A 17289-nucleotide genomic window follows, 5' to 3' on the forward strand; every position below is an offset into this window, starting at 1 on the left:
ACCGCCAAATCCGGAGGATGTTTTGCACCGGTAAAAAACCGAAGTCAGGCGGAAATATCATTCGGACCGGAAAGCGTCCGCAAGGCTGGATTGAGCGCCTTGAGCGCCGCCTGAACGAAGCCGTCGCGGGCTGCTGCGGCTTCGATGCCGCGTGGTTCATAGACGTGGCGATGCAAAAAGAACCCGGTCAGACGGAACGCGGCCGTGAGACTATCGAAGTCGGCCGCACGATTGCCTTCGATACCGAGAAACGGTGGCAGGAGCAGCATCTTGTCAGCCCAGGGGGCACCGGCGCTGCGGCTGACGGCGCGGCCGGATTTGGGCGAGACATAGACGAGATCGGAACGGGCGCCGGTCGCGGCGCATTCGGCGAGATCGAGGCCGAAGCCGAGATCGTTCAGCACCGCCAGTTCGAAACGCACGAAGAGCTCGCCGGCATCGGCCGGGTTGTGCAGGTGATCGAGGATGACCTCCAGCGCTTCGAAGAGATGCGGATGCGGATCACGCTCCGGCAGCAGCCGCAGCAGCGCGCCCATCGCCTGAACGCCGTAGACGGCGGTCGCCGTTTCCATCAGGCGGGCGGCGCGCAACGTCACCGGTTCGACGCGGAATTCGCCGAGATGTTCGTCCAACCTGGCGCGCCAGATAACCTCCACGGCATTGCCGGCCTGCAGCACCGGCTGCATGGCGCGCGACCGGCCGGAGCGCACCAGGCCAAGATGGCGGCCGCGATCGCGCGTCATCACCTCGGCGATGACACTCGTCTCGCCGTGGCGCTTGACGCCCAGGATGATCGCCTGATCCTGCCACTGCATCGAAAGAAGTCCTTGCGGCTGACGAATCCATCCTAGAGCCTTTCCCGGTTAGATTGAAGCATTCTGTTGGCTCAAACGGAGTCGGATGGTCGACCGGCCGGCGCGTCGTAGCCCGGCTTTACGGCCAAGCCGGCCGGTCGATCAGCCGGCCCGTTTCAGCCAACCCGAAGGGCCGGGCATCTTTCCGCCAGGATCAGAGGCGATCGGCTCGGCCGTACCAAGAGGTAGGCCCGTCGCCAATCGCCTCTGCCCTGACGAAAACCTGCTCCGGCAGAATGCTTCAATCTAACCAGGAAAGGCTCTAGAACATGATGCCGAAAATGGAAAAGGCCTAGCTGCTGTCCTGGACCGCGTCAGGCAACGGCGGGGAATAACCTCAGCAGGAATTGACGCATCGCCGTTTCGTCGAAAGGCTTCACCAGAAGCGGAATGTGCTGCAAGTCCGGCGGGAAATCGCCGGTATCGGAATAACCGCTGACAAAGCCGAAGGGAATGCCGAGATCGAGAAGATGACGAGCAAATCCGAAGCTCATGCCCTCGCCGAGATTGACGTCGAGAAGCGCGAAATCATAGGTCTCCGCAGTGATGGCAGCCCTCGCCTGCTCCACACTGCCGACGATATCGATATTCTCGACGCCGGCCAGGCGCAAAATGTCCTCCGCCTCCATCGCGATAATCAGGCTGTCTTCAAGAACCAGAACACGGATTGCGCTCATGATTGCCCGCCCTCCGTCGGGCGGCAGTCGCAGCGCCCCGGCTGTTTCGCCAACATCAATGCCCTCCGGTGCCCCGCATGGCACGCTGTCGGTGAATTCCGCCACCATTTCTGAATGAACCATTTTTCTGCCCGGTCGATAAGAATCAAATCGGAGGAAAGACGACGACCGAGCTTATTTTCCCTGATGCTAATGCGCATTTAAAAAAGACATAAGGCCGGGACTAGATGAAGGGACGTTTGCTTTCTCCGAGCCCTTCCCAGCCAGCAATCGCCATCAGTTCCTCGCCGTTCAGAACCTCGCAGCCGCGCTCCTGCCAGCGGATCAACCCACGTTCACCGAGCTTTTTCAAGGTCTTGTTGGTGTGGACGATGGAAAGGCCGAGCGTATCGGCAATGTGTTGCTGGGTGATGGGGATGAATTGGCGGCCATTGAAGAGATTAAGCTTCCGGCCGCGCTCAAACAGGAAAGCGATCAGATAGGCTGCTCTTTCCAACGCCGTGCGACGGCCGATGCTGAGCAGGTGTTCATCCAAGATTCGCTCCTCGCGCGCCGCGATCCAGGTGATGTCGAAGGCAAGCGAGGGGTGTTTGTTATAGAGCGTCATCAGCCTGTCGCGCTCGAAGACGCAGAGAGAAACCGGTGAAAGCGCTTCGACGGAATGCTGCATCTCGCCGGCGATCGTTCCCTGCAGGCCGACCAGATCGCCCGGCATGATATAATTCAGTATCTGGCGGCGCCCATCCTCCAGCATCTTGTAGCGAAAGCCCCAACCGGCAAGCACGGTGAAAAGATGGGCGCTGTGCGCACCCTCGACGAGGATGGTGGAGCCGGCATCGACGGCAAGTTCACCTCTCTTGAAATTGGAAACGAATTCCAGTTCGTCGCGGCTGAATTCCCGGAAATGCGGCAGGGGCCGCAAAGGACATTGCTGGCAAGGAGTCTTGAAGGAATTGATCGTTCTCGACGTCACCATGCCCGCCCCTGCCGTCGCAAAACAGGCACGCCGTCTTTGGCGCGCCGTTCATGAAGGAATGCACAAGTTACCGAATTGTTCCGTGAGCGATGCGGTTTTTTTATTTGAAAACAAGGGGCTGGCAGCCGAATAAGCAAATTCTTGCCACCCCTTATTTCGGGAAATCGAGACCCATTTCGCGGAACCGTTCGGGATCATCACCCCAATTCTCGCGAACCTTGACGAACAGGAAGAGATGGACCGGCTGCTCGAGGATCTCCGACAATTCCTTGCGGGAAGCCGTCGAGATCGCCTTGATAGTTTCACCACCCTTGCCGAGCGCGATCTTCTTCTGGCTGTCGCGCTCAAGATAGATCACCTGCTCGATACGTACCGAGCCATCCTTGCGCTCTTCCCACTTCTCCGTTTCGACATGCGAGGCGTAGGGAAGCTCCTGGTGCAACCGCAGGAACAGCTTCTCGCGGGTGATCTCGGCGGCGAGCTGGCGCATCGGCAGATCTGAAATCTGGTCTTCGGGATAATACCACGGCCCCTCCGGCAGCGTCGCAGCCAGATAATCCATGACATCGTCGCAGCCGGACCCGTTTTCGGCCGATATCATGAAGGTGCGATCGAAGGCGATCTTTTCATTGGCAGCGGCCGCGAGGGCCAGCAGATCCTCGCGGTTGACGCGGTCGATCTTGTTGAGCAGCAGGATCTTCGGCTGCCGGACTTCCTTGAGGCCTTCGAGAATGGCTTCGGCATCGCCGCGCAGGCCGCGCTCGCTGTCGATCAGCAGCACGATCAGATCGGCATCCCTCGCGCCGCCCCAGGCCGAGGTCACCATGGCGCGGTCGAGCCGGCGGCGCGGCTTGAAGATACCGGGTGTATCCATGAAGACGATCTGGGCGTTGTCGTGGATCGCGATGCCGCGAACGATGGCACGTGTCGTCTGGACCTTATGGCTGACGATCGAGACCTTGGCGCCGACCAGGCGGTTCACCAGTGTCGACTTGCCGGCATTGGTCGGCCCGATCAGCGCGACAAAGCCCGAATGCGTCGGACCACTGGTTTCTGCGGTAGCTTCGGCCGCGATATCTTCTTCTTGTGTCATTGTCCCGTCAGTTTCCGGCAGGCGATTGCTGCCAAATGCCTTCGCGCTCAAGCATCTTCGTCGCCGCAACCTGTTCGGCGGCACGCTTCGACCGCTCTACGCCGGTTTCCGGCTTTATGCCAGCAACTTCCACCGTCACCTTGAAGCGCGGATCATGATCCGGTCCGCTGCGTTCATCAACCCGGTAGTTTGGTGTGACGCCGAATTTCGCGTGCGACCATTCCTGCAGCTCAGTCTTGGCGTCGCGCTTGGCGCCATCGGCCCTGACCGCCCTGCCCTGCCAGTAGCGCAGGATGAAGCGGCGGGCAACTTCGAGGCCGCCGTCGAGATAGATCGCGGCGATCAGGCTTTCGACCACGTCGGCGCGCACGTTCATCATCCGCTTGCCGGTCAATTTCTTCACGTCGGCGCCGGTGCGGATATAAAGATGAAGATTGAGTTCGTCGGCGACCGCAGCACAGGTTTCGGCGCTGACCAGCTGGTTCAAACGAACCGAGAGCTCGCCTTCCCCCGCCGTGCCGAAGGTGCGGAACAAAAGCTCGGCGATGCAGAGCCCGAGAACCCTGTCGCCGAGGAATTCCAGCCGTTCGTAGTTGCCGCCCTTCTCGGTGCGGGCGCTCGCATGGGTCAGCGCCCGGTCCAGGCGTTCCTTTTCGGTGAAGTCGTGACCGATCAGGCCTTCAAGCTTTGCGCGGTCTGCCGCAGAAAGCGTCTGCGCCTTGCTCATTCAACAACCTTGAAGAGGCGATCCCAGCGCATGTTCGTCGGCCACTTCCAGATTTCGCGGAAGGAGGTATCGTTGCCGAGCGAGAAGAAGATGACGCTGGCGCGGCCGACAAGATTTTCCGCAGGCACGAAGCCGACGTCGAAGCGGCTGTCGAGCGAGTTGTCGCGGTTGTCGCCCATCATGAAATAATGGCCTTCCGGCACGATGAATTCGCGGGTGTTATCGCCGCGCGACACGGGAGACTGATCGAGCGTGTCGTAAGTCTTGCCATTGTCGAGCGTTTCGCGGAACACCGGCACATCCGCGCCCGGATCGAGCTTGTAATCCGACGTGAAGGTACCGTCCGCTACCTTCGGAACGGGTTTGCCGTTAACGTAGAGCACTCCGTCGGTGACCTGGATATGGTCGCCCGGCAGGCCGATGCAGCGCTTGATGTAATCGATCTCGGGGTTCGGCGGGAAGCGGAATACGACGATATCGCCGCGCTTCGGATCGGCGCCGAACAGGCGGCCGCTGAAAATATCAGGCGAGAAGGGCAGCGAATATTTCGAATAGCCGTAAGCGAACTTATTGACGAAGATGTAGTCGCCGACGAGCAGTGTCGGCATCATCGAACCGGACGGAATTGTAAAGGGCTGGAATAGCACCGTACGGATCACCATCGCCAAAATCAGCGCCTGGATGATGACTTTGATATTTTCCCAGAGGGCGTTCGGCTTGGCTTCGACTTTTTCGGACACGCAGTCTTATTCCTTCAAGACGCCGCGGCGGCGCAATTCTTCTGACGTTCTCTCTAGCGACTTCGGCCGGTTGCGGCAATGGTGACAACGTCAAAAGCGACGAGAGGTCGCGATCGACAGCTCCCGAGGTCGCGATCGGCAGCTCCCGAGGTCGCGATCAACGCTCCCGAGGTCACGACCAGAGGTTCTCGGGCAATGCCTCGATAATCACGAAGGCCTGTGCCAAGGGATAATCATCCGTTATTGTCAAATGAATGGCGGGCCTGTGGCCCGCAGGCAGCATCGATTCGAGGATCACGGCGGCAGCGCCCGACAAAACCATGGTCGGCTTGCCGCTCGGCAGGTTGACGACGCCCATATCCTTCCAGAAGACGCCTTGGGCTATGCCGGTGCCGAGCGCCTTGGAACAAGCCTCCTTGGCCGCGAAACGCTTGGCATAGGAGGCGCCGCGATTTGTCCGGCGGTCGGAACGGGCGCGCTCGATCTCGGTGAAGCAGCGATTGGTGAAGCGCTCGCCGAAGCGCTCGATGGATTTCTCGACGCGGCGAATGTCGATCAGATCGCTGCCAATGCCGATGATCATGCCGGAACCTTCCGTCGCTTAAGAGTTCTTGATCAGGTTCATACGCTCGGCATGTCGCCGGCCGGGCCGGCCAGACGCAGGCGCGCCCGCTCCAGCAGCCGTGTGTGGCGGCGCGTCTGAAAACCCCTCACGGTGTAGAATGTCAGCGCATAGAGCGCAACGGAGGTGACGATCCCCGGCGGAATGGCGCCGACGAGCATCGGCTCCAGCACCGGCCTCCACAATTCGGTGAAGTTCAGCCTGTGAAAGAGGGCGGCCAGATCCACCGCCTGACCAGCCATATGATCCTCACGGCTCAGCAGCAGATGTCCGATCTCCCAGGTGATGCCCCAGATGAACGGATAGGTCAGCGGGTTGCCGAAGGCCGCGCAACCCAGCGCCGCGGCCACCATACTGCCGGAGAGAAAATAGGTGATGACGAAGGCCATGACGAAATGCACACCGATAAACGGCGTCCACGACACGAAGACACCGGCAGCGACGCCAGCCGCAACCGCATGCGGCGAAGCGCTCAGGCGCAGGATGCGCATTGTGAGGTAACGGAGCGGGCGAAGGAAACCTTTGCGGGGCCATAGAAGCTCTCGCATCTTTTCCTTGAATCCCGCGGGCTTGCGACGGCGAAACAACATGGCCGGTATTTAGTGCAGCGCACATGACCATGACAAGAGCGGCGAATGATACCGCCGAAAAAACAGCTCAGTCCTCGCAGCAGAGAAGAGCTTTGTCATGCCGAGGGGCGTCCGTTATGCATAACGTCCCTCACTCGTCTCAAGTAGAAAGTTCAGTATCAACGTGTGCGGAACAGACCGCGGTCGACCTGGCGCTGGCGAAACTCGAGATCAATACGATCGAACGAGCCGTTGAGATATGCCATTTCACGTTCCTGCGTGGTCGGAGCGCGGAGGGCGCGAGCGATTTTCCTGATAGGATCAAACATTGTCTTGTCTCATCTTCTGTTTGCGTTTCGATGACCAGAAGATAGGCTCGGCCTGGGCTAATTACTACAGCCGCAACATGGAGACAGCCATGCGCGCAATGCATTGCTTGCCTTTTTGGCGTACCACCCTCACCACAAAACGATCATAAAATGTGCAATTCTGCGCTTAAATTCCTGCGACCTTAACAAAAACTTACTCGTAGAGCCGTCGGACCGTGGCAATGCAATCCAGTTCCTTCATCTGGGCGAGCAGCTGATTGAGCTGACGCAGATCCCAGACCTCGACCTCAAGCATCATTTCGGTGAAATCCGCCGCGACCCGCACCGTATTCAGCAAGCGGATATTGACGTCGAGGCCGGCAACCGTCTGGGCGACCTTGGCCAGAGTGCCGGGCTCATTCAGGCCGTTCACCATGATGCGCGCCATGAAACGCGACTTGTTGGCTTCGTCGAGATCCCAACGGACGTCGATCCAACGGTCAGGCTGATCGTCGAAGCGCTGCAGGCTCGGCGACTGGATCGGGTAGATGGTGATGCCCTTGCTCTGGTCCATGATGCCGACGATGCGATCGCCGGGAACCGCGCCTGTCGACGCGAACTTGACGTCGACATTGCCGGACAGGCCGCGGATCGGCCCGATATCGGCGTCGGTGTCGATGTCCGAATGGCCGCCGTCGAGCCCGGGCTTAGTCTTGCCGGGGATCTTGAAGATCATGCCGGCCGCGCTGCGGACGTTGAACCAGCCGTCGTCGCCCGAGGGTTTTACCGTGACGCGCTCATCCTGATGGTCGGGATAGACGGCGCGCAGCACGTCGAGCGAGGACATCTCGCCGCGGCCGACGGCGGCGATCGCATCCTCGACATCCTTCTGGCCGAGACGATGCAGCGCCGGCTTCATCGCCTCGCGTGAGAAGATCTTGCCGGCCCTGTCGAAGGTGCGCTCGAGAATGCGGTGGCCGAGGCCGGCATATTGCTTGCGGATCGCCATGCGGGTGGCGCGGCGGATGGCGGCGCGCGCCTTGCCGGTGACGACGATCTCTTCCCAGGCGGCGGGCGGAACCTGCACGCCGGAGCGGATGATCTCGACCTCGTCACCGTTGGCAAGCCGCGTCACCAGCGGCATGATGCGGCCGTTGATCTTGGCGCCCACCGTGGTATCGCCGATATTGGTGTGCACTGCATAGGCGAAATCGATCGGGGTGGCGCCGCGCGGCAGGGCAATCAGCTTGCCCTTCGGCGTGAAGCAAAAGACCTGGTCCTGGAAGAGTTCGAGCTTGGTGTGCTCGAGGAATTCTTCCGGACTGTCGCCCTCGGCCAGCGCCTCGATCGTATGGCGCAGCCAGGAATAGGCATTGGATTCACGCGACAGGATGTCGCCGTCGGCATTGGTGGCGCCGTCTTTGTAAAGCGTGTGGGCGGCGATGCCGAATTCGGCGATTTCATGCATGCGCTTGGTGCGGATCTGCAGTTCGATGCGCTGGCTGGAAGGACCGACGATCGTGGTGTGCAGCGAGCGGTAATCGTTCTGCTTCGGCGTCGAGATATAATCCTTGAAGCGCCCGGGCACGACGCGCCAGCGGGTGTGGACAATGCCGAGCGCCCGGTAACAGGACGGGATATCTTCGACGATGAGCCGAAAACCGTACACATCGGAAAGCTGCTCGAAGGAAAGCGATTTCGACTGCATCTTGCGGAAGACCGAATAAGGCTTTTTCTGCCGGCCCTTGACATAGGCGCTCGTCAGGCCGCTGGCGACGAGCAGGTCGCGAAGTTCCGCCTCGATCTTCTTGACGATGCCTTCATTGCGCTTGGAAAGCTCTTCCAGCCTTTTGGTGACGGTGTCGTAGGCTTCCGGGTTCATATGCAGGAAGGAGAGCTCTTCGAGCTCCTCGCGCATATCCTGCATGCCCATGCGGCCGGCGAGCGGCGCATAGATTTCCATCGTCTCCTCGGAGATGCGGGCCCGCTTGTCGGCCGACATATGATCGAGGGTGCGCATATTGTGCAGGCGGTCGGCAAGCTTGACCAGCAGCACGCGCACATCGTCTGATATGGCCAGCAGCAGCTTGCGCAGGTTTTCCGCCTGCTTGGCCTTCTTGGTGACGAGATCGAGTTTCTTGATCTTGGTCAGGCCCTCGACCAGGCGGCCGATATCCTCGCCGAAGAGTTCGTCGATCTCGGCGCGGGTCGCCGTCGTATCCTCGATCGTATCGTGCAGCAGCGCGACGGCGATCGTCGATTCATCGAGGTGCATGTCGGTGAGGATGGCGGCGACTTCGAGCGGATGGGAAATATAGGGATCGCCGCTCGCGCGCTTTTGCTGGCCGTGCTTCTGCATGGCGTAGACATAGGCTTTGTTCAGCAGCGCTTCATTGGCATCGGGCTTGTATTGCTGAACCCGCTCCACGAGCTCGTACTGCCGCATCATTCCAAAGCCACTCCGGTAAAAATAAAAGCGCGCCAATCAACGATTGGCGCACACATGGGCAATAATATGCCTAAGCAATAAAGGCGCAAGATTGACGATTGGTAATCATCGCTCTTTCGCATCGCATGAAACTTTTCCGGTTCGGCTGCGACCTGGATCACATACGGTCGGAGATCAGTCTGCGTGCTTAGTAGTCGTCGCTCTTTTCGGGCGGCACAAGGCCTTCGATGCCGGCAAGCAGCTCTTCTTCCGACATCTGGTCGAAAGTGATCGTCTCAGGAAGATCGTCCTGCTCTTCGCTGTCGGCTGCGGCGACACCGCCGGCGGCGATCATGCTGGCCGGATCTGGCTCGGGCTCGTCGACTTCGACATGCTTCTGCAGCGAATGGATCAGATCTTCCTTGAGGTCATCGGGCGAAAGCGTCTCGTCGGCGATTTCGCGCAGGGCGACGACCGGGTTCTTGTCGTTGTCGCGATCGATGGTGATCGAGGCGCCTTGGGAAATCAGCCGGGCGCGGTGGCTGGCGAGCAGAACCAGCTCGAAGCGGTTCTCCACCTTGTCGATGCAATCTTCAACTGTGACACGGGCCATTGCCTGTCCTTTACGGTCGTCATTTCGGGATTAGCACGCCCGATACAATTAAAACCGGGCAATTACAAGTTTTTCATTCCGGCTGCCCTCGTCTTTATAAGTGGCTGAACTAAATTTCCATGGAGAATGCCTCAATTCCACCTTGGGTTGCTTGGAATATGCCGAATCGTGCCCTAAGTCTTTCATATATGAATAATTGTTAAAGTATGGATCAGAGCAAAAATCAAAACACAAATCATTGATTTTATTGGATTTTGGTCCCCCGGATTTCGATTGCTCTCATTGGATTGGTAAGCGATGTTTGACCCACGCGAAAAAATTGCACTCTTCATTGACGGCGCCAACCTCTACGCTGCATCCAAGAGCCTCGGTTTCGACATAGATTACCGCAAGCTCTTGAAAGCATTTCAGAAACGCGGCTATCTCCTGCGGGCCTACTATTATACCGCTCTGATCGAAGATCAGGAATATTCCTCGATCCGGCCGCTGATCGATTGGCTCGACTATAACGGCTATAAAGTCGTCACCAAGCCCGCGAAGGAATTTACGGATTCCATGGGCCGCCGAAAAATCAAGGGCAACATGGACATCGAGCTTGCAATCGACGCCATGGAACAGTCCGAAACAGTCGATCATCTCGTCATCTTCTCGGGCGACGGCGACTTCACCAACCTGGTCGAGGCGCTACAGCGCAGAGGCCGCAAGGTCTCGGTGATCTCGACAATGGCTACGCAGCCGCCGATGATCGCCGACGACCTGCGCCGTCAGGCCGACCACTTCATCGATCTCTTGTCTTTGAAGGCTGAAATCGGTCGTGATCCCGCGGATCGGGCGCCACGCCAGGTCGAAGTCGTCGCCGCCCCGCCCAGCGATTTCGAGGAGTGAGCCGGGAGGATTGCCGTGCGAAACGGCAATCCCAAGCGTCGAGCTTAGCCATTATCCTTCAGCAGGCGACTCTTCTGCCGGTTCCAATCGCGCTCCTTCTCGGACTCGCGCTTGTCGTGCAATTTCTTACCCTTGGCGAGCGCCAGTTCCATCTTCGCCCGGCCGCGGTCGTTGAAATAGATCTTCAACGGAATCAGCGTCATGCCCTCGCGGTTGACGGCAGAGCGCAGGCGGTGAATCTCACGGCCCGATAGCAGCAGCTTGCGGCGCCGGCGCGGCTCGTGATTGAAGCGGTTCGCCTGCAGATATTCCGGCAGATAGGAGTTGATCAGCCAGATCTCGCCGCCCTCGTCCGACGCATAGGATTCGGCGATATTGGCCTTTCCCTCACGCAGCGACTTGACCTCCGTGCCCATCAGCACGAGGCCGGCCTCGTAGGTATCGATGATCTCGTAGTTGAAGCGGGCCTTGCGGTTTTCCGCCACGACCTTGTTCACCACGCGCTGGCTGCCTTTGGGGGCCATGACAATATTCCCTTCGAGGCGCGGGAAAAGCCGCGCCCTCATTGCTTGCCCTCTATGTAGGGGAACGACCCGGCCTTGTGAAGACGGCCGGTCTGCTCAGTTCAGCAGCCCGGCATGGCGTAGCGCCGCATCGATCGCCGCTTCCGTTGCCGGCTCCAGCGTCGACAGCAGCGGCGAGCGGACGTTGCGGCTCATCCGACCAAGCCGCGAGAGCCCGTATTTGGCGCCGCAGAGACCGGGTTCGAGGAAGATCGCCTTGTGCAGCGGCATCAGCCGATCCTGATATTCCAGCGCGCCGGCATAGTCGCCTTTCAGCGTCGCCGCCTGGAAATCGGCGCAGAGGCGCGGAGCGACATTGGCCGTGACCGAAATACAGCCGACGCCGCCATGGGCGTTGAAGCCGAGCGCCGTCGCGTCCTCGCCGGACAATTGCCGGAAATCCTTGCCGCAGGTGATGCGCTGTTCGGAAACGCGCTCGATCTTGCCCGTCGCATCCTTGACGCCGACGATATTGCCATGCGCCTTGGCAAGCGCACCCATCGTTTCCGGCGTCATGTCGACCACCGAGCGGCCGGGGATATTGTAGATATAGATCGGCAGATCGACGGCCTCGGCAATCGCCGAAAAATGCGCGATCAAACCCTTTTGCGTCGGCTTGTTGTAATAAGGCGTGACGACCAGAACAGCGTCGGCGCCGACCTTTTCGGCATGCTGGGCAAGCTCGATCGCCTCACCTGTGTTGTTCGAGCCGGCGCCGGCCATGACGGGAACGCGCTTTGCGGCAACTTCGATGCACAGTTCCACCACCCGTTTGTGCTCGGCATGCGACAGCGTCGGGGATTCGCCCGTCGTGCCGACAGGAACGAGACCGCTGCTGCCCTCCTTGATCTGCCAGTCGACGTGCGCGGCGAAACTGTCTTCGTCGATCAATCCGGCATCGGTGAAGGGGGTGACGAGGGCGGGAATGGACCCATTGAACATGCAAAGCTCCTCACGACCAAATCCTTGCTTCGGCCGCATTCCATGAATATTTTGCGCACCATAGAGCGCCGAAATCATCGCGACAAGCGCGTAGAGTTCGGTTAGGGCAAATTCCGATAGCAGATGTGAATGAATTTTACCTGGTACGGTAAGGTTTCGTTAAGATGCCTCTAGCCAAATGGCAGGGCGTGTTTTCGTTGCGAGATCCCGGATGAAGAAAGCTGTCATGATTCTGTCCGCCTTCGGCTTTATTGCCGCTGCGTGGAGCAGCGTAGCGTCGCCGCTTGCCGGCGAGAGCACGGCCATGCCCGCTGTCAAGCCGCTCGGCTTCATCCCCGAGACAGCCATGCCGGAATCGATCACAACAGGCGCTATTCCGCGCAATCTGGCCGTCGCACCCGTCAACGGCGACCTGAAAGCCGGCCTCGACGCACTTTCCGACAAGGACCCGCTGCTGGCGCTGTCGATCCGCGACAATATGCGAGACGGTGCGCTCGATCGCCATATCCTCACCTGGGCGATCGCCGTTTCCGGACTGAAGGGCGTTCCCTCCTATGAAATCGCCAGTGCTGCGCAGGAGCTCAAGAGTTGGCCGGGCCTGTCGCGGCTGCGTGCCTATTCCGAACGCGCGCTCTATGACGAAAACCCCGCCCCATCAGCCGTGCTGGCCGCCTTCGGCGATACCGCGCCTGAGACGATGCAGGGCGCCGTCATCCTCGGACGGGCGCTGGTTGCAACAGGCAAACAGGCGCAGGCGGCTAAATATATCCGCAAAGTCTGGCGCGGTGAGGCTCTCGACAAGGCGACCGAGGACAAGATCCTCATTGAATTTTCCGCGCTGTTGACGCCGGCCGACCATAAGGCACGCATGGACTATCTGATGTATCGCGGCCGGGTGGCGCAGGCCAAGCGCTTCGGCGACATGGGCGAGGCGCAGTCGCTCTACAAGGCATGGTCCGCTGTCGACGCAAAAGCCGGCAACGCCGGCGCGCTGCTTAACGCCGTCGATGCGAGATGGCGCAGCGATGCCGGGCTGCTGTTTGCGCGGATCGAATATCTGCGCAAGCAGGACAAATATGCCGAGGCAGCGGCACTGCTGGAACAGATGCCGCCCGAGCGCAGCGAGCTCGTCAATTCCGGCGAGTGGTGGAACGAGCAGCGCATCGTCAGCCGTGGCCTAGTCGACCAGGGACAATTCAAGCCCGCTTATCGCATCGTCGCAAACTACGCCGCAACCAGCCCGACGGATATCGTCGAGGCTGAATTCCATGCCGGGTGGTACGCGCTGCGCGGTCTGCAGGATCCGGCAACGGCGGAAAAACACTTCCGCAAAATCCTGCAGACATCGAACGGACCGATCTCGGTTTCACGCGCATGGTATTGGCTGGGACGAGCGGCGGAGGCCGGCGGCCCTGGTAAATCCAGTGAATTCTATGCGAAGGCTGCAACGTTTCCCGGCACCTTCTATGGCCAGCTCGCAGCAGAACGGTTGGGGCGAAAGACGCTGAACGTTACCTATCCGTCGCCGAGCACGGCCGACCGGCAAAACTTCCAGGCACGCGAAGCCGTCCAGGCAATCGCCCGGCTGGAAGCCGCAGGCCATGGATGGCGGGCCGACATTCTCTATCTCGCGCTCGCCGACCAACTGCAGAGCCCCGGTGAACTGGCCGTGCTTGCGGCACAGGCCGAGCAATCCGGCGATCATCATCTGTCGCTGCAGATCGGCAAGATCGCCTATGGACGCGGCATCGATGTCGCAGCGCTCGCTTTTCCGGTCGGCGTCATCCCGGCGAATGCCAATATTTCAGGCTCCGGCAAGGCACTCGCCTATGCCATCGCCCGGCAGGAAAGCGCCTTCAACCCGGCCGCCGTTTCGGCGGCGAACGCACGCGGCCTGCTGCAGCTTCTACCGGGAACGGCCCAGGCGGTGGCCAAGCGCCACAACATCGCCTATTCGAAAGACAAGCTGACGGCCGACGCCGGTTATAACGCCACACTCGGCGCGCATTATCTGGGCGAGCAGATCGACGCCTTTGGCGGCTCCTATATCCTCACCTTCATCGCCTATAATGCCGGGCCCAAGCGGGTACCGGAATGGATCGGCCGCTACGGCGATCCGCGCGGCAAATCGATCGACGAGATCGTCGACTGGATCGAGCGCATCCCCTTCCCCGAAACGAGGAACTACGTCCAGCGGGTGATGGAGAATTACGAGGTCTATAAGGCCCGCCTCGGCCAGTCGACCGATATCGAGCGTGACCTCATCGGCGGACGCAGCGCCTCCTGACGCTGTTTGGCGCGGCTCGAAAAGCAGGCTACATCTTCGGGATCAACAACTCTCGAGGGATGCGATGCCGGATACGGATGCGGGCGGTTTCCAGGAACGATTTTACACCTCTTCCGACGGGCTGACGCTTTATGCCCGCGACTATCAGCCGGGCGAAACGGCAAGCGGGGGGCGGCTGCCAGTCATCTGCCTGCCCGGCCTGACCCGCAATACGCGGGATTTTCACCCGCTTGCGCTGCTTCTCTCCCGGGACATGACAGCACCGCGCCGGGTCATCGCGCTCGATTCGCGCGGACGGGGAAAGTCGGCGTTGGATGAGAACAAGGCGAACTACAATCTCGCTATAGAGGCCGGCGACATCGTCACCGCCTGCGCGACCCTCGGCGTCGAGCGGGCGATCTTCATCGGCACGTCGCGAGGCGGGCTGATCCTGCATCTGATTGCAGCGACACGGCCGGATCTTCTCGAAGCCGTCATCCTCAACGATATCGGCCCCGTGGTTGAGGCCGAGGGGCTGGCGCGGATCCGCGACTATCTAAACAGCGGCAGAAGGCCTGAAGACTGGCACGCGGCGGCCGATATCGTGAAGGAAAATCATGGCGCGTCGTTTACGGCGCTTGAAGAGGAAGACTGGCGCGAGATGGCGCTTGCTCTTTATCGCGACGTCGGCGGAAGACCGGTCGCCGACTTCGATCCAGCGATCGCGGAGGCACTAAAATCGGTCGATCTCAGCCAGCCACTGCCTGATCTCTGGGCGCAATTCGACAGCCTGTGCCGATTTCCGCTGATGCTGATCCGCGGCGAAAACACGTCTCTGCTCTCAAAGGAGACGGCCGATGAAATGGCCCGCCGGCATCCGAGTTTGATCCTGCATGCTGCAGAAGGGCAAGGCCATGCCCCCCTCCTGCATCACGGCGATATCCCCACGGCTATTCGAGCTTTTCTCGCCTCCTGCCGATAAAGCCCGCCGCATTAATTTGATTCAAACGACGCGCTTTCGCGCGTTGTTTTGATGCATGTCGTTGTCTTGGAACCGCGACACGCGTCTGAGCGGCATACATCGGCCTCATCGAAGCCGGGCGGCGGGCAACAGGTGCGTTCGACCCAAAGCAAAAAGCCCGGCTCAGAGAGCCGGGCTTTCCTGATTGACCGAAGTCAGATCAGATTAGAACGAACGCTGCAGGCGGAAGTAGCCCGAAGTGGAGTCGTCTGCATCTTCCGGATCGAGGTACTGAACCGAAGCCTTGGCGTAGAAGTTGTCGACGATCTGGTAATCAACCGTCAGACCGACCTTCCAGGCATCGCCATCGCTGAAGTCGTCGCCAGCAACGTAGTAGTCACCGTAGTACTGGACGCCAGGAGTGATCTTGAGCTTGTCGGTTGCCTTGATAGCGTATTCGGCAGCGACAGCCCATTCAGCTGCGGAGTAGTAGGAGTTCGGGCCGGAAGAGTATACGGCAGCGAGGCCGAGCGTACCGGGACCGATTTCAACCGTACCCATTGCACGGACAGCGCCGTCTTCGTTGTCGAAGTCCCAGCCGCCGGTGATCTGGTAGCTGAACGCGCCGGCAGTGCCGCCAACGCCGAAGGCAACGCCGACGTTGTTCGGCTCTTCGTCCGTCTTGTAGAAGCCGTCTTCCAGTTCGTCGACGCTGATGCCGGCGTAGAAGGTGCCGCTTTCGTACTGATAGCGGAGGGAGTTGTGCAGCGTTACGATCGAGCCGATGTCGTCGGTTTCACCCGAGAGACCATCGTCCCACCAGCTGTAGAACAGACCGGCGCGGAAGCCCGCGACGTCGAGGTAAGCGGAGTCGAGGATGGCGTCCTGATCCGAGGCGTTGTCAGCATTGAACTGCATGACGATGACGCCGGTCAGCGGACCGTACTCGGTGTCGCTCTTGGCCGTGAACTGAACCTGACCGCGGGTCTTGGCATCCCAATCCGAATCGTTGCTGACCGAGCCATTGAGCGGCTGATCACCAACGTCGACCTGGAAACGGATGTAGCCTTCGATCTTGAGGCAGGTTTCGGTGCCCGGGATGTAGAAATAGCCGGTGCCGTAAGCGTCGCAGACGCGGACGTATTCAACCGGTTCCGGCTCGGCAGCAACGATAGCGTCAGCAGCCTGAGCACCGGAAACTACTGCGAGAGCAGCAGCGGAGCCGAGAAGAAGGCTCTTGATGTTCATAAATGACCTCCAATTCAAAGTTTCGATCGGGTTTGGGATCTTTCGCTGAGCAGCGTTCCCTGCCCCATTCCCGTGTTGCAAGAAGTGGACGATCAGTCGCCCTGGCTTCCGACGCTGAAAATACAAGACGGAAGCCGTCACGCAATCACCAACTTACTCGGATGGGGGGTTTGAGGGAGCCTTCCCGACTTTCTGTTGCTCAAAGGACACAAGTGGGGCAGCCGGCCTCGATTTCCTTTATGCTTTGTTAAGAAAACCCTGATTTTGCGGCGGCTTAAGTGGGAGCGACAGTGAACTGGACATCGGCTGCGCCGCACATTTTCGACGCTTTCTTGACGAAATCCGGATGCTGAAGGGATATCACCACTGCTGCAAGCGTAACCGGACATGCACAGATCCGGTTTCGCTGCCTGCCGGGGGGCATGGGAGCGGCGAGTGATTCCCTGCTGGCGATTCTCCCATTCGAGGCGAAGCGATTTTCTCATTACGCGCCGTGGCGCATGACCGTCCAGCGACCACGAGACATAACCGCCTAAGCGCAGGTTATTCTCTGCCGCACGATAAGGATTGAACTGAGCTGGGAAAAATCAAAGTGGCGGAGAAGATGGGATTCGAACCCACGATACGCTTTTGACGTATACTCCCTTAGCAGGGGAGCGCCTTCGACCACTCGGCCACCTCTCCGGTGCGGCCTAACTATGGTGACCGGTCTGTGAATGCAAGGGTTTTTTCAGGTTTCACCAGAAGAAATGCAGTGGCTGGCATTTCGGACGGTTGCGTAAACAGACCGCATTTGCAGGCGTGATCGGGGAAATTT

At 59.7% G+C, this 17289-nt stretch carries 18 protein-coding genes and 1 tRNA gene; 4 read left to right on the forward strand and 15 right to left on the reverse strand.

Annotation, left to right across the window (positions count from 1 at the left end; translation table 11 throughout):
• Positions 1–44: 44 nt before the first annotated feature.
• From recO to MF410_RS11850, 3 genes are all read right to left on the reverse strand, one after another.
• Positions 45–815 carry a DNA repair protein RecO gene (gene recO / locus MF410_RS11840; protein ID WP_097626859.1) on the reverse strand — a complete coding sequence of 257 codons (771 nt, stop codon included), beginning with the start codon at positions 813–815 and terminating at the stop codon, positions 45–47.
• A gap of 353 nt (positions 816–1168) precedes the next feature.
• On the reverse strand, positions 1169–1654 hold the full coding sequence (locus MF410_RS11845) for a response regulator (protein ID WP_097626857.1): 486 nt from the start codon (positions 1652–1654) through the stop codon (positions 1169–1171).
• A 100-nt stretch (positions 1655–1754) separates the two neighbouring features.
• Positions 1755–2507, reverse strand: coding sequence for a Crp/Fnr family transcriptional regulator (locus MF410_RS11850; RefSeq protein ID WP_097626855.1), 753 nt, complete (start codon positions 2505–2507; stop codon positions 1755–1757).
• On the opposite strand from MF410_RS11850, the gene MF410_RS11855 reads away from it, so the two are divergent.
• Positions 2476–2640, forward strand: coding sequence for a hypothetical protein (locus tag MF410_RS11855; RefSeq protein WP_165503908.1), 165 nt, complete (start codon positions 2476–2478; stop codon positions 2638–2640). The two genes, MF410_RS11850 and MF410_RS11855, sit on opposite strands and share 32 nt — an antisense overlap.
• Before the next feature lie 18 nt (positions 2641–2658).
• Here MF410_RS11855 and era read toward each other — a convergent pair whose 3' ends face one another.
• The 8 genes from era to rpoZ form a co-directional block, all read right to left on the reverse strand.
• On the reverse strand, positions 2659–3600 hold the full coding sequence (era, locus tag MF410_RS11860) for a GTPase Era (protein ID WP_097626853.1): 942 nt from the start codon (positions 3598–3600) through the stop codon (positions 2659–2661).
• 7 nt (positions 3601–3607) lie between these two features.
• Positions 3608–4327, reverse strand: a complete 720-nt coding sequence (gene rnc, locus MF410_RS11865) for a ribonuclease III (RefSeq protein ID WP_097626851.1) — start codon at positions 4325–4327, stop codon at positions 3608–3610.
• Positions 4324–5067 carry a signal peptidase I gene (gene lepB / locus MF410_RS11870; RefSeq protein ID WP_003587590.1) on the reverse strand — a complete coding sequence of 248 codons (744 nt, stop codon included), beginning with the start codon at positions 5065–5067 and terminating at the stop codon, positions 4324–4326. The genes rnc and lepB overlap by 4 nt, the downstream gene beginning before the upstream one ends.
• A gap of 172 nt (positions 5068–5239) precedes the next feature.
• Positions 5240–5650 carry a holo-ACP synthase gene (acpS, locus tag MF410_RS11875; protein WP_097626849.1) on the reverse strand — a complete coding sequence of 137 codons (411 nt, stop codon included), beginning with the start codon at positions 5648–5650 and terminating at the stop codon, positions 5240–5242.
• Between the two features lie 38 nt (positions 5651–5688).
• A complete protein-coding gene (locus MF410_RS11880; RefSeq protein ID WP_097626847.1) occupies positions 5689–6279 on the reverse strand; it encodes a DUF2062 domain-containing protein in 591 nt (196 codons plus the stop codon).
• Positions 6280–6437: 158 nt separating this feature from the next.
• The gene (locus MF410_RS11885) at positions 6438–6587 is read right to left on the reverse strand and encodes a DUF3563 family protein (RefSeq protein ID WP_003587595.1); all 150 of its coding nucleotides are present in this window, start codon (positions 6585–6587) and stop codon (positions 6438–6440) included.
• Between the two features lie 193 nt (positions 6588–6780).
• Positions 6781–9015 (reverse strand): bifunctional (p)ppGpp synthetase/guanosine-3',5'-bis(diphosphate) 3'-pyrophosphohydrolase, encoded by a 2235-nt coding sequence (locus tag MF410_RS11890; protein WP_097626845.1) that lies wholly within the window; start codon positions 9013–9015, stop codon positions 6781–6783.
• A 187-nt stretch (positions 9016–9202) separates the two neighbouring features.
• Positions 9203–9607: a DNA-directed RNA polymerase subunit omega gene (gene rpoZ / locus MF410_RS11895; RefSeq protein ID WP_003574261.1), complete on the reverse strand. Its 405-nt coding sequence runs from the start codon at positions 9605–9607 to the stop codon at positions 9203–9205.
• A gap of 297 nt (positions 9608–9904) precedes the next feature.
• On the opposite strand from rpoZ, the gene MF410_RS11900 reads away from it, so the two are divergent.
• Positions 9905–10492, forward strand: coding sequence for an NYN domain-containing protein (locus tag MF410_RS11900; protein ID WP_097626843.1), 588 nt, complete (start codon positions 9905–9907; stop codon positions 10490–10492).
• A gap of 44 nt (positions 10493–10536) precedes the next feature.
• On the opposite strand, the gene smpB is transcribed toward MF410_RS11900, so the two are convergent.
• Both smpB and dapA read right to left on the reverse strand, forming a co-directional pair.
• The gene (gene smpB, locus MF410_RS11905) at positions 10537–11016 is read right to left on the reverse strand and encodes an SsrA-binding protein SmpB (protein ID WP_012557117.1); all 480 of its coding nucleotides are present in this window, start codon (positions 11014–11016) and stop codon (positions 10537–10539) included.
• A 96-nt stretch (positions 11017–11112) separates the two neighbouring features.
• Positions 11113–11997: a 4-hydroxy-tetrahydrodipicolinate synthase gene (gene dapA / locus MF410_RS11910; RefSeq protein WP_097626841.1), complete on the reverse strand. Its 885-nt coding sequence runs from the start codon at positions 11995–11997 to the stop codon at positions 11113–11115.
• A 211-nt stretch (positions 11998–12208) separates the two neighbouring features.
• On the opposite strand from dapA, the gene MF410_RS11915 reads away from it, so the two are divergent.
• Entirely contained in the window at positions 12209–14284 is a 2076-nt protein-coding gene (locus MF410_RS11915) for a lytic transglycosylase domain-containing protein (protein ID WP_097626839.1), read from the forward strand.
• Positions 14285–14348: 64 nt separating this feature from the next.
• On the forward strand, positions 14349–15245 hold the full coding sequence (locus MF410_RS11920; RefSeq protein ID WP_097626837.1) for an alpha/beta hydrolase: 897 nt from the start codon (positions 14349–14351) through the stop codon (positions 15243–15245).
• 204 nt (positions 15246–15449) lie between these two features.
• Here the strand turns inward: MF410_RS11920 and MF410_RS11925 are convergent, their stop codons facing one another.
• The gene (locus tag MF410_RS11925) at positions 15450–16472 is read right to left on the reverse strand and encodes a porin (protein WP_222134754.1); all 1023 of its coding nucleotides are present in this window, start codon (positions 16470–16472) and stop codon (positions 15450–15452) included.
• A gap of 593 nt (positions 16473–17065) precedes the next feature.
• Positions 17066–17156: transfer RNA gene (locus tag MF410_RS11930), tRNA-Ser, on the reverse strand.
• Positions 17157–17289: the final 133 nt, after the last annotated feature.

It is taken from the genome of Rhizobium sp. C104, assembly GCF_022354505.1.
Taxonomy (GTDB): Bacteria; Pseudomonadota; Alphaproteobacteria; order Rhizobiales; family Rhizobiaceae; genus Rhizobium; species Rhizobium redzepovicii.